Annotated in this window: 10 protein-coding genes and 2 pseudogenes; 5 read left to right on the top strand and 7 right to left on the bottom strand. The window is 37.9% G+C overall.

Features of this window, described 5'->3' with window-relative positions; all coding sequences use genetic code 11:
• Nucleotides 1-118: 118 nt before the first annotated feature.
• Nucleotides 119-1,300 carry an AraC family transcriptional regulator gene (locus tag V1L66_RS16075; protein WP_333006514.1) on the bottom strand — a complete coding sequence of 394 codons (1,182 nt, stop codon included), beginning with the start codon at nucleotides 1,298-1,300 and terminating at the stop codon, nucleotides 119-121.
• 164 nt (nucleotides 1,301-1,464) lie between these two features.
• Here V1L66_RS16075 and V1L66_RS16070 point away from each other — a divergent pair.
• From V1L66_RS16070 to V1L66_RS16060, 3 genes and pseudogenes are all read left to right on the top strand, one after another.
• Nucleotides 1,465-1,974: pseudogene (locus V1L66_RS16070) on the top strand (SDR family NAD(P)-dependent oxidoreductase); the annotation flags it as partial.
• A 254-nt stretch (nucleotides 1,975-2,228) separates the two neighbouring features.
• The gene (locus V1L66_RS16065; protein WP_274771811.1) at nucleotides 2,229-3,464 is read left to right on the top strand and encodes an IS110 family transposase; all 1,236 of its coding nucleotides are present in this window, start codon (nucleotides 2,229-2,231) and stop codon (nucleotides 3,462-3,464) included.
• Between the two features lie 128 nt (nucleotides 3,465-3,592).
• Nucleotides 3,593-3,847: pseudogene (locus V1L66_RS16060) on the top strand (SDR family NAD(P)-dependent oxidoreductase); the annotation flags it as partial.
• 534 nt (nucleotides 3,848-4,381) lie between these two features.
• On the opposite strand, the gene V1L66_RS16055 reads toward V1L66_RS16060, so the two are convergent.
• From V1L66_RS16055 to V1L66_RS16030, 6 genes are all read right to left on the bottom strand, one after another.
• Nucleotides 4,382-6,043: a HAMP domain-containing methyl-accepting chemotaxis protein gene (locus V1L66_RS16055; protein WP_333006513.1), complete on the bottom strand. Its 1,662-nt coding sequence runs from the start codon at nucleotides 6,041-6,043 to the stop codon at nucleotides 4,382-4,384.
• Complete coding sequence (locus tag V1L66_RS16050; RefSeq protein WP_333006512.1) at nucleotides 6,040-7,026, bottom strand: BMP family ABC transporter substrate-binding protein; 987 nt, start codon at nucleotides 7,024-7,026, stop codon at nucleotides 6,040-6,042. Before V1L66_RS16050 ends, V1L66_RS16055 begins: the two co-directional genes overlap by 4 nt.
• Before the next feature lie 257 nt (nucleotides 7,027-7,283).
• Nucleotides 7,284-8,552 (bottom strand): PTS ascorbate transporter subunit IIC, encoded by a 1,269-nt coding sequence (locus V1L66_RS16045; RefSeq protein WP_016994686.1) that lies wholly within the window; start codon nucleotides 8,550-8,552, stop codon nucleotides 7,284-7,286.
• A gap of 33 nt (nucleotides 8,553-8,585) precedes the next feature.
• Nucleotides 8,586-8,849 (bottom strand): PTS sugar transporter subunit IIB, encoded by a 264-nt coding sequence (locus V1L66_RS16040; protein WP_312127122.1) that lies wholly within the window; start codon nucleotides 8,847-8,849, stop codon nucleotides 8,586-8,588.
• Nucleotides 8,846-9,304: a PTS sugar transporter subunit IIA gene (locus V1L66_RS16035; RefSeq protein WP_333006511.1), complete on the bottom strand. Its 459-nt coding sequence runs from the start codon at nucleotides 9,302-9,304 to the stop codon at nucleotides 8,846-8,848. The genes V1L66_RS16040 and V1L66_RS16035 overlap by 4 nt, the downstream gene beginning before the upstream one ends.
• A 61-nt stretch (nucleotides 9,305-9,365) precedes the next feature.
• A complete protein-coding gene (locus V1L66_RS16030; RefSeq protein ID WP_333006510.1) occupies nucleotides 9,366-10,277 on the bottom strand; it encodes a LysR family transcriptional regulator in 912 nt (303 codons plus the stop codon).
• A 138-nt stretch (nucleotides 10,278-10,415) separates the two neighbouring features.
• Here V1L66_RS16030 and V1L66_RS16025 point away from each other — a divergent pair, with 138 nt between their 5' ends.
• The gene (locus tag V1L66_RS16025; RefSeq protein ID WP_333006509.1) at nucleotides 10,416-11,381 is read left to right on the top strand and encodes an ABC transporter ATP-binding protein; all 966 of its coding nucleotides are present in this window, start codon (nucleotides 10,416-10,418) and stop codon (nucleotides 11,379-11,381) included.
• Nucleotides 11,378-12,403 carry an ABC transporter substrate-binding protein gene (locus V1L66_RS16020; protein ID WP_016994692.1) on the top strand — a complete coding sequence of 342 codons (1,026 nt, stop codon included), beginning with the start codon at nucleotides 11,378-11,380 and terminating at the stop codon, nucleotides 12,401-12,403. The genes V1L66_RS16025 and V1L66_RS16020 overlap by 4 nt, the downstream gene beginning before the upstream one ends.
• The last annotated feature ends 28 nt before the right edge of the window (nucleotides 12,404-12,431 follow it).

Here is a 12,431-nt window from a genome sequence, read left to right as displayed (position 1 = left end):
TGTAATGATTACGTTTTAATATAGGGTATGACATAGAGTATATGGTTAGTACTTCAAAAAAGGAAAAAGAAAGTAAAAGTTGATTCCTACCTTCTTTTTACTTTCCCTCTATAACGAATTATTTATGAGAATACTTAGTTCTATATTGTTTAGGAGTGATCCCTGTAAATTTTTTGAAAACTTTAATGAAATAGCTTTGATCTGTGAAATTAAGTAATGTGCCGATGTCTAGGATTGGATAGTTGGTAAATGTTAAGAGTTTTTTCGCCTCATCAATCCTTTGCTGCTGAATGTATTCACTAAAGGAAGTCCCTACTTCCTTTTTAAATAAAGATGAAAGATAGTTGGGGCTTAGATGGCAAATAGCTGAAAGTTGGTCGAGTGTTAGATCCCCATATAATTGATTTTCAATATAATGGATACAGGTAGTAATAGGGGCTGAATATTTCCTTGTATTGGCTTGCGATACACGGCTTGTAAAGTCGTAAATAGCCTCCTCCATTAACGAAAGAATATCGATTAAGCTGTTTTGATCCTCTAGCTTTTGAATGTAAAAATCATTTAATGTAAAGGCTGTTTCTTCATTTAATCCACCCTCAATCGCTGCACGGCAAATAAGTGCAATTCCTGTAATCATCAAATATTGAATACTTCTTAAATTATTACGTTTTGAAAGTATTCCAAGTTCTGCTTGCTCGACAATGGAATAATTCAAAACTTCATTTAATTTCTCCATACGCCCATTTTTCACATTGTCTAACAATATTTTTTCGTAGTAAAGATTTGTATGAATAATATCATTTCTTCTAGCATGGGAGAGCTCAAGCGCCGTATTTTCCTCATGACGAATGAGCGGTTTTAATGCCTGGTTGTGATAAATAACAGCTGTTTTATTTAATTTCTTTTGATAGATGGAGTAATACACAAATAAACTAATGGCTAAACATTGCTGATAATGAAGAATAGGGATCAGCTCTTGATTAACATTTGCCTTTATGTCTTCCACTTCTGCAGAAAAGGAAGGACCAACTACAATTGCCCCTAAATATTGATCATCAGTCTTCAAGTTAATATAGAAAAAATTAAATTCAGCATAAGAGAAAAAAATTGGATAATCATTTGAATTTGTATGGTAAGGGTATGTTTTGAGCTGCTCCTTTAAAGAAATGTAAGATGAATTATTTGTTGATGAATAGTCAAAAATTATTTCCCCCAATGAATTAATATAAGTGACTGGAAGATGGTGTGTTTCATAGATTAATTGGCTTATGTATTGAAGATCGATAGTGGTAATTTTCATGTTCCTATACCTCAGTTCGTAATGGTGCTATCAAAATGAAAGCATTTACATTTTTATTGGATAGACATTGAGAAAGTACTATTTTGTGTAGAATAATACAATAAATGAAGGGGAAGTAGCAATAAAATAGATAGTGACTTCAAAATGTTAGGGAGGAAGAGAAGATGGATCTTTTAAATAAAATTGCAGTAGTAACTGGCGCAGGAAGCGGTATTGGAAGAGCCAGTAGTTTGAAACTTGCTAGCAATGGTGCAAAATTGGTAGTAGTGGATTTCAACAAAGAAACAGGAGAAGAAACAGTAAGCTTGATTAAAGAACAAGGTGGAGAAGGTATCTTCGTTCAGGCTGACGTTTCAAAAAGTGAAGACGTTCAGAAATATGTCAATGCGGCTGTTGATACGTATGGACGCATTGATATATTTTTCAATAATGCTGGGGTTATTCAGAAAATTTCTCCACTAACAGAGATTGAAGATGCAGAATATGACCGTATTATGTCAATCAATGTGAAGGGTGTATTCCTTGGCTTAAAACATGTTTTAAAAGTAATGGAGGGACAAGGAAGCGGCTCTATTATTAATACAGCTTCTACAGCGGGTGTTCGTAGTGAGCATAGTATGGCTGTCTATTCTGCAAGTAAGCATGCAGTAGTTGGTTTAACAAAATCTGCCTCTTTCGTATTATAAGGTTAGCCAGAATGCTAAATATTTCTGGTTGACCATTTTTTATATGGTCTTATTATAACGGTAGCCGGGGTAAAACGTATCTGCCCGTGGGACTAGATCCCGTTAGCTAAACAGTTTGCCCCCTACTTGTAGAAACATGATTGAGGCTGGTTGGGACCTAGATCTCGTATAACAAGCGAAGCTGTGACACTGCAAGAAGGAAAAGGGGTACCGGCAAATAAGAGGTTAGGAGATGATGGAGGATGAATCCAGTCGTTGGTCTGGATATTTCAAAGGGGGAAAGTCAGGTTCAAGCTTTTGTAGATAAAGGCAAACCTTTTCGTAAGAGCTTTAAAGTATCTCATACGCTAGAGGGGCTTGGTTTACTTGTAGAGTTTTTAAATCAAGTTCAGAAAGAAACAGGTCAGAAACCTCCTGTGATTCTAGAAGCAACTGGACACTATCAAACACCAGTAGTCCAATATCTAGATGAACGTGGATATTTATTAATTATTATTAATCCGTTAATTTCGTATAAGGCGAAGAGTTCAAGCCTAAGAAAAGTAAAGACAGATGCGATTGATGCGTACCTACTCTGCGAATTGTATTACAAAGAGGAATTTGAGCCATATAAAAAGCGAGGAATTCAGTTATTAAATCTTCGGAACCTTACGAGACAACACGAAAATATTACGGGCGTTATGATTCAAACTAAGCTTCAATTTCAGGCTGTGCTCGATCAGGTATTTCCTGAATATCGAGGGGTCTTTGGTGATCTGTATTCTGTGGTGTCACTCTTATTATTACAAGAGTTTCCGTCATCTGAAGACATATTAAAAGCTAGTGAGGAAACAATCTCGAATAGGATCAAGGAATTATGTAAGAGTCGTTCAAACAGATGGGCAAGCGAAAAAGCTCTAGAACTTAAAAAGGCTGCAGCTCGTAACCCTTTTGAAAAGACAGTCTACCAGAGTCATATATTGAGCTTAGGTATGTACATTAACATTATTCTTCAATACAAAGAGCATCTATCAAGATTAGAGTCAGAGATAGACGCCCTCGCAAAAGAAATTGAAGAATATAATATTATCAAATCCATCCCCGGTATTGGAGAAAAAATCGCCGCCACGATTATTTCTGAAATCGGTGAGATAGATCGTTTTAACCATCCTAAAAAGCTTGTAGCTTTCGCTGGTGTTGATCCTAGTGTATTTGAGTCTGGTAAATTTAGAGCTACTCAAAACCGTATTACTAAACGAGGATCAAGCAGACTTCGACATGCCCTATATATGGCTGTTCGTTGTGCCATTCGTGATTGTCGTAAACAGAAAATGACAGATGAAATCATCCCTCGCAACAAAAGAATGCGAGAATATTATGATAAAAAACGCGAAGAAGGAAAGCCTTTCAAAGTAGCTGTCATTGCGTGTGTAAATAAGCTCTTACATTGGATTTTTGCCCTATTAAAAAACAAAACGACCTTCCAAGATATAGCATAGAACCTATATCTAACTAAATAACACAAAACCTTCCAATTCTTAGAAAACGGAAGGCTATTTGGTATACCCTTTTTTAGTATAGCATGGATGATTTTAAGTTTTTAATGAAAAATATTGACAAACTATTAGCTGGTTTAGAGTATGTAAAAAAAGGTATCCGTATCAATGGTATTTGTCCAGGTGGAGTAGAAACGGCATTAACAAACAGTGTAACGGCCATGTTTGAAACAGGTGGCTATGTGCCAGAGGAAATTCCAAACATGAGAATGGGACGCTATGCGAAACCAGAGGAATTAGCAGAAATGGTTGTGTTCCTAGCATCGGACAAAGCAAGCTATATGACAGGCTCCATCGTGTTAGTTGATGGTGGCTTAACTTTATAATGAAAGAAGAAATCCAGTGAATCATTTTCATTGGATTTCTTCTTGTTGTTGCAAAAGATGATGTCAACGGCAGAAGAAGAAACTTTGCAAGGTGAGAGGTTGATTTCCGTTCCGCCAGCGTCCTTTCCAGGGGGCGTCCGATGAGCCGCTCCACTCCACTCAACTAGTAGCATAGCGATCAAATAGTCTATTATCCGTATTCTTAGAGGGGATAAGCTCATATTTTCAATTCAATGTGGAGAAGTGATGCGTGACAACACCTCTTCATAAAGAGTAGTGAATACCTTCGCTAAAAAGGTAACACTTTTGTAGGTTCAAATGGGAGGCTACTTGACTCCCGTGGGATAGCGAAACAGGGGAGCCACTAAACGGAGCGGTAGCGGAGAAAAATGACTCGGCGCTCGACCACAATAAAGCAAGTAGCCTACAACGGAAATCCATTTCTACCTTTTAATTGACTGTTTTGTTTTTCAACCCTAAGAAGAAATCCAGTAAATCATTTCACTGGATTTCTTGCGGGAATGAACCGAATCACTATAGGGTGAATTTTTTGAGCTCATTCATCAACGTATCCGTCATAGCCTGAAGCTCGTCTATTTTAGCACTAATTTTTTGGAAGGACAGTAACTGTTCTTGCGTTGATGCGGATATTTCTTCTGTACCAGCAGCCGTTTCTTCAGTAATGGCTGAAATATTTTCAATGGTACTATTTACTTGCTGGCTCATTTCATTCGTTTGCGCCATTTCCTTTGTGAGTTTTTGTAAATCGTGATGGATATCTGTTATATGCATGGCAATAACGTCAAATGATTGTTCTGTTTCTACCATCGACTGTGATTGCTCATTTGATAGCTGATAACCTCGTTCTGCCGTAGTAAGGATGTGCGTAATGCCATCTTGAATATGCGTGACCATGGAAGTGATTAAATTCGTTGCATTCTCCGTTTCTGAAGAGAGCTTTTTAACCTCCTCGGCGACAATGGCGAACCCTTTGCCTGCTTCTCCAGCTCGTGCAGCCTCGATGGCAGCATTTAGGGCTAATAAATTTGTTTGGCTGGCAATCGTATGGACAGCATTGGCTGCTCCTTCAATCTCTGAAGTAAATTGAGAGAATTGGGTAACAGCTTCCTTAATATCAAGTGAGGTAGTTGAAATATCCTTTGCAATGGAAGATTGTTTTTCTAAAGAATACTGACCATTTTGAACAGCCTCCAGAGCTTGTTTGCCGGTGTCAGCCGATTGCTCACTTGTACGCATTACATCCTTAAATTGATCTGCCATATTATTCATTTTCATTGCCACTGATTGAATGTCTTCAGACATCGTATAGCTACCTTTTGCTAATTCGTCTGTTGAGGTAGCGACTTGATTACTACTTTCATGAATATTGTTCATATGGCTCGTCACTTCTTGTGTAAACAAATTAACATCCTTTCCAATATAATCGATGGACTGTACGGTACTTTTTAAATTATTCATCATCTCTGAAAAGCTTTTTGTTAATTGATCAATCTCATATCGACTGTTTGCTTGATAGGAAAGGGTAGATGTATCAATGGTTAAGTTTCCTGTTGCTGCGGCCTGTGCACAATCTACAATCTGATTAATGGGTTTGGTAATTCTTTTCGCAGCCACATAGGAATAAAGTATCGTAGCAATAATTAATAACACACTACCTATGATAGTAGTGGTTGTAATGAAACCTATTTTTTGCTTTGTTACCTGTAACATGTCTTGATACCATTCGTTCGTTTCTTTTTTGAGCAAATGCATATCGTTTAAAATCCCTTTTATTCTGATGGACTGCTTTTTAATTTCAGAGCGATTGTTTTCTTGAAAACCGCTTTCAGTCGCTTTTTCTAGATTTTCAAATTTACTAGCTATTTTTTCGACGATTGTCTGATGCTCAGGCATTCTCGTTAGGGAGGCTAATGCCTCTATATTACTTTTTGTTTCTTGCAAAATAGTGAGCGCTTCGTTTTTATTGGCTTCACTATCTAAGTAGGTAAAATTATTTAAAGATTGACTGGCAACAACTAAGCTTTGCTCTAGTTCTTTCACTGCAAGTAAAAGCTTAGTATCATCCTGTGCTGTTGTCTGGATCGTGAATGTTTGAATGATAATAAAGCCAATCATAGCCATAGCCAGTACGATTGGAATCAGTGTGTTCATAAATAATTTCTTCCGTAGTGTCACTGGCCATTCCTCTTTTCTGCAGTAACTTTTATCGTACCTGAAATAATAGCTTCTTTAGCTTTTTCAATGGTAGCCTGTTGCTCAGCTGTCAGTTGAATTACCCGAATATCTGCTAGTCCCACGCCTTGATCCGCTAAACCTAATGCAAATGATTTCTCAGCAATTTTCCCATTTTCCACTAATGTCTTAGTAAGCTGGTAGACGGCGAGGTCAACATTTTTAAGCATGGATGTGACAACTGTTTTTTCCGCAACGAAAAACTGATCAATATCAACACCTGCTGCATAAATCCCCATTTCTTCGGCCTTTTTAATTGCTCCAAAGCCAGTAAAGCCCGCTGCATGGTAAATGAAATCAACGTTATTTTTGATATACCTTTCTGCTATTGCTGCACCAGCCTGGGTATCGTCAAAGGTTCCAGCATAGTCACTCATAATTTCAATTGATGGCTGTACATAACGAGCTCCTTCTATAAAACCATTTTCAAAGTGATGGATAACAGGAGCATCTGCTCCACCAATGAAACCAACTTTTCCTGTTTTGCTTGTCATAGCGGCAATCATTCCAACTAAAAAGCTACCTTCTTGTTCTTTAAAGGTAATCGAAATGATGTTGTCCATTTCAGATTGTCCGTCAATCAGTATAAATTGTTGGCTTGGATATTGCTTCGCTGTTTTTTCTAGTGCTTCTTGTACAGAAAAACCGAGACCAATGATGATATCATATTTTTCTGCTACAAGCTCATTTAGCTTCTCCTCGTAATTACCATCAGGAGCCTCTTTGTAATCAAACAAAATACCTAGCTCATCTCGCGCCTTTTCTAATCCTTTAAAAGCGGAATCATTAAAAGATTCATCACCTAGTCCTGCATCTGATAGTAGAATTCCTATCTTATATCCTTCAGTTGATGTTTCTGTTGGTGCTGAGGAACAGCCTGCTATCAACAGCGTGATCAAAAGAAAACTAATGATTAATTTCTTCAAATTATGTGTACCTCCTGTTGTGTATAAAATATATATCGGCAAAAACTTAATATTTTTAGTCTGATGTCAGACATCGGTTAAAATAAATTTCTTAGGATATCTAAGAATAATGATTCATTTCAATATACATAATAAGTTAAAAATATAAAGCTAGATTACTAATAAAGTAATGGATTTATTAAGGTTTCCGTAGCACTTCTTGAATGTACAGCACAAGAAAAGCCTAACGCAAATAGCGTAAGGCTTTACTACATGTTCTAAACAGCTCCGAATAATTTTAATAAATTAATAATAATAATGCCGATTACGCCAAAGTCTGAATCGCCGAATGTTGTGCCTTCGTAACCAATATCCCCCATAAAGATAAGGAGTATGGCTGGGATAAAGCTAATTAATAAACCATTGGCAAAGGCTCCGGACATCGCACCAATTCTACCGCCAGTAGCATTTCCAAAGACACCCGCTGCAGCACCTGTGAAGAAATGGGGAACAAGACCTGGCACGATCACTTTAAGTCCGATGAAGGGGAGTATAAACATGGAAATCAGTCCTGCTACAAAACTAAAAATGAAACCAATGATAACAGCATTTGGGGCAAAGGGGAAAATGGTTGGACAATCAAGCGCTGGTTTTGTGTTTGGAACAAGTTTATCTGCAATGCCTTTGAAGGCTGGAATAATTTCAGCAATTAACATCCGTACACCTGCTAAAATAATATAGACACCTGCTGCAAATGTAATCGCTTGCATAATAGCGAAAATAATAAAATTTGAGCCAGCTGATAATTGTGTCTCAATATAGGAAGGGCCAGCGAAAAGGGCAACAATCACAAAGAACACACTCATTGTTAAAGAAATAGCCACTGAGGTATCTCGTAAAAAGCCTAATGATTTCGGAACCTGTATATCCTCTGTGGATTTCGTTTTATTGCCAAAGAGCTTACCAATCTTTGCAGAAACATAATAGCCAACACTGCCAAAGTGACCAACTGCAAAGTCGTCACTACCTGTTATTTGCCGAACCGTCGGCTGCAAAATGGCAGGGAACACGACCATACAAAGTCCAAGAATGATAGACCCAACAAGAATAAGAGGTGTACCACTCATCCCTCCAACTGATAATGAAGCGGCGATTAAACAAGCCATAAATAATGTATGATGTCCAGTTAAAAAGATATATTTTAATGGCGTAAATCGCGCAAATAGTAGATTCATAATCATACCAAATACCATGATTAGTGCAGTAGCTGTACCAAAATTAGTCTGAGCAGCTGCCACGATGGCCTCATTGTTGGGAATGACTCCTTGTACTTGAAAGGCATGATCGAACATTTTACTAAAATGATCTAAAGAGCCAATTAAGACAGTGGCACCAGCTCCGAGGATGACAAAGCCCATTATCGTTTTTAATGTACCTGACAGAACAGTGGAACTTGATTTTTTTTGAATAAGTAAACCAATAAAAGCGAATAGGCCGACTAATATAGCTGGTGTTCCTAAAATGTCATGCATGATAACATCTAACATACCAACACCTCATCCTATCCAAATTTTTAATGCTTAAAGCAACGGTTCAAGCTTTTCTTTTATTTCTGCAATACTCATCATATTTACGATGCTCACAATGATTCCTTTGTCTTTCGCTAATTCATTCACGATATCTGCTGCCCCTAAATAAATATCTGCTTTCTCCGCCTTGGCAGACGCTAAATCTGTATGCGTTACCTCTGCATCTTTCCCCAATACTTCTAATGCTTTTTTAACATTCAATTCTAAAATAAAGCTACTTCCTAAACCGCTTCCACACACGACTAAAATTTTCATTCTGTTGACTCCTTTGTCGTATATTGTTTAATTTTCTCCCATATCGTGTCTGCATGTTGACAGGCGATTAGGTCATCAATCTGATCGGGTTCTTGTAAAACTAATGCCAAATCAGCCAGCACCTGTAGATGAGAAGCATTGTCAATGGCAGCTAATACAATCAGTAGGTAGACAGGCTGATTAGGGCTGAAAAAAACAGGCCTTTGTAAACGGAGCAAGCTTATGGCTAGTTCATGAACTCCATCAGATGGACGTGCGTGAGGAATGGCTACTTTTGGTGTGATAACAACGTAAGGACCATAGTGCTCAATAGATCGAATCATGGCTTCGACATAGCGCTGTTCAATTTTGTGTTGCTGTACTAATGGGCTAGCCGCTAAATGAATCGCTTCTTGCCATGATTGGACAAAGTTTGCAAGCTGTATACAATCCTTTGTCAACAGCTTGGTTAGCAAGGACAACCCTCCTTTCATATAAATATCTTTCCATTCCATGTTATTACGACTGTATGTGGAATTATGTCATCGTAGAAGACATTTTTAATTGCTTAGCTATTTCATAAACCGACATTTTGACAAATTCATCCATTTTGTGATCTAAGCGCGTTTTCGGATAAATCAATTGAATTTTTCTATTCAGTGTTACATCATGTAGATCTTTTTTCATCAGTACACCTGATTTTAATTCTTCTTCTATTAAGGAAACAGATAGAAACGCCATGTTTTTTCCAAAGGTCAGCATCTTTTTAATGGTGCTCACAGAATCCAGCTCAATCGTGTAAATAGAAGGCTGAAAAGGGTCCATCCACTTTTCAATGAAGTGATTCGTGGAGCTAGAGGATGTATGCAACAATAGCTTGTATTTAAGAATATCTTCTTTGGTGATGTCTTTTTGTGCTGCTAGCTCGTGTGATGGGCTGAATGCCAATACAAGTGCATCTTCACCGATCGTTTCGTAATGAAGTAAAGGATTTTCCTGCTTAGTCTCCATGATGAGCCCGAAATCTAATTCTTGTAGTGCTACCTTTTTTTCAATTTCGGGTGCTGTTTTTACTTCTAATGAAATGCGAATCTCAGGATAGGTCGTTGAAACTTGATGAATTAAATCTGGCATAAAAATATGGGCAGGTAAGCCACTTGCTCCAAGTCGTAATGAACCGATATGGCCTGCTAAAAGATTTTCCATAAAACGATCCATATCCTTTTGAAGTTGAACCATTTGACGAGCGTAATGATACACACCTTCACCCGCTTCTGTTAAACGGTATCCTCCCGCATTTGTTCGAAATAAATGAATACCGTATTCCTCCTCTATAGAGCGAATATGAAAGGATACAGTGGGGGCTGTAATGCCAAGTGCTTTGGCGACAGGGGCTAATTTTTTTAATTCTACAAGTAAGCAAAATGCCTGTAATTTACTATTGTTCATTTTATCCTCCTAAAGGAAATTAGAAAAAATCTTGTATTTGCTTTAGTTTATTAGATTTTTTTTAACGTGTTATTAATAGTAGATTAATATTTTCTAAATATCTGGAATTTATAGTTGTAAGTAACGAGGAGGATACTTATGAAAATCTCATTAAAAAATATCGAGAAAAAATATGGGCAGTCTCAAGCATTGTGGCCGATTGATGTGGAGTTAGATCAGCAATTTATTACGATTCTCGGACAATCAGGCTGTGGCAAAACAACCTTATTAAAGTTGATAGCTGGCCTTGAACAGCCATCAAAAGGAGAAATACGATTTGATGACACCGTCATTTATTCTTCGGCGTCTCGTAAAAATGTCAAACCAAATAAGCGTAATATTGCCATGGTGTTTCAAGATTTTGCTCTATGGCCACATATGACCATCTTCCAAAATATTGCCTTTGGCTTAAAGGGCATTATTCCGAAATCAGCTATTCCTGAACGAGTCGAGCATGTGATGCGATTGGTAAAAATGCAAGGCTATGAGAAACGAAAGCCAGGTGAATTATCGGGTGGACAACAGCAGCGAGTGGCATTAGCAAGAGCTTTAGCGACCAAACCACAATTAATTTTATTTGATGAACCTTTATCCGCTCTCGATGCTGTTTTAAGAGAGCAAATGCAAGATGAAATTATGCACCTCATTCATGAGCTTAATTGCCAAGCCATTTTCGTAACACATGATCAAACAGAGGCCATGACAATGTCTGATCAAATTATTGTTATGGAGGCAGGGAGGATTGCTCAAATTGGCTCGCCTGAGGAAATTTATCGTGCACCAGCAACGCCCTATGTGGCAGATTTTATTGGCAAAGTGAATTGGCTTCACAATCGACAATCAATTGTGCGACCTGAAGGGGTTTCGAGAGTCTCGCGTCCTGGTACGATTGCCAAACAAGCGCAGATTGTGAAAAGTACATTTGTTGGCGATCGTTATTTAGTACAAGCACAGGTAGATGGACAGTCTTGGAGCTTTTATGAGAAGCAGCCATTAGAGCATGGAAAAAGATTGCAAGTTTTTATTGATGAAAAACAAATCTATCAATTGGAGGGTTTACATTGAAGAAACGACATTTTAAATTATGGGCAACTGCTGGCATTTTATTGACCTTAGCATTAGCTGGCTGTGGTAATAAAGAGGCAAAAGAGACGAATGAAGCAAGTGCAAAGACACAGGAGGAGAAAGTACTGACAGTGTATTCTGCTGGGCCAGATGGTTTAGCTGCAAATATTCAGCAAGCATTTGAAGAAAAAACAGGGATTAAAGTGGAAATGTTTCAAGGAACTACGGGTAAAATTCTCTCTCGTTTAGAAGCGGAAAAAAATAATCCTGTAGCTGATATTGTTGTGCTTGCCTCTGTTGCCTCAATGGATGGGTTAAAAGCAACAGATCAATTGCAAAGCTACGAAGCGGCTAAAAACAAGGACAAAATCAACAGTGATTGGTCGGATCAAGATGGATATTTTTATGGCTACAGTGCCTCTGCTTTAGGTATTGCCTATAATACGAAAAATACGACACAGGCGCCTACGGATTGGTCTGATTTAGCAAAAGCTGATTGGCAAAATAAAATAAATATTCCCGATCCAAGTCTGTCAGGGTCTGCTGTTGATTTCTTATTTGGCTACACAGCAGCAGAAAAAACAGCTTGGAGCACGATTGATAGTTGGAAGAAAAATGGCTTACAAGTCAATGGTGCGAATAAAGAAGCCTTAGATGCGGTTATTACAGGCGAGAAAAATGCCACGATTGCAGGTGTAGACTATATGGCTTATAAAGCAAAAGCAGACGGTGAGCCAGTGGAAATCATTTATCCGACGAGTGGGACAGTTGTTAGTCCAAGAGCAGTAGGTATTTTAAAGGATGCGCAACATGTAGAATCTGCACAAGCCTATGTTGATTTTTTATTGTCAGATGAAGGGCAAAAGCTAGTAGCAGATGCTTACTTATTACCAGGGAATAAAGATATTGCTGTGAAAAATCGTGCAGCATTAGATGAAATTCCACAGTTAACAGTTGATTGGATGGGTGCGGAAGCGAAACAGCTGGAAGTACTAACAAAGTTTACGGATTTATTTCGTTAAATAAAGGGAGGTTAATATACCTCCTTCT

It is taken from the genome of Lysinibacillus sp. IITD104, from assembly GCF_036698265.2.
GTDB lineage: Bacteria > Bacillota > Bacilli > Bacillales_A > Planococcaceae > Lysinibacillus > Lysinibacillus boronitolerans.
This window is presented reverse-complemented; position numbering and strand designations above follow the sequence as displayed.

Excerpts from the sequence above, each read along its gene's own strand:
- V1L66_RS16045 (WP_016994686.1), bottom strand. The coding sequence starts at position 8,552 with ATGTTAGATGTTATCATGCATGACATTTTAGGAACACCAGCTATATTA.
- V1L66_RS16065 (WP_274771811.1), top strand. The coding sequence starts at position 2,229 with ATGAATCCAGTCGTTGGTCTGGATATTTCAAAGGGGGAAAGTCAGGTT.
- V1L66_RS16025 (WP_333006509.1), top strand. The coding sequence starts at position 10,416 with ATGAAAATCTCATTAAAAAATATCGAGAAAAAATATGGGCAGTCTCAA.
- V1L66_RS16030 (WP_333006510.1), bottom strand. The coding sequence starts at position 10,277 with ATGAACAATAGTAAATTACAGGCATTTTGCTTACTTGTAGAATTAAAA.
- V1L66_RS16040 (WP_312127122.1), bottom strand. The coding sequence starts at position 8,849 with ATGAAAATTTTAGTCGTGTGTGGAAGCGGTTTAGGAAGTAGCTTTATT.
- V1L66_RS16075 (WP_333006514.1), bottom strand. The coding sequence starts at position 1,300 with ATGAAAATTACCACTATCGATCTTCAATACATAAGCCAATTAATCTAT.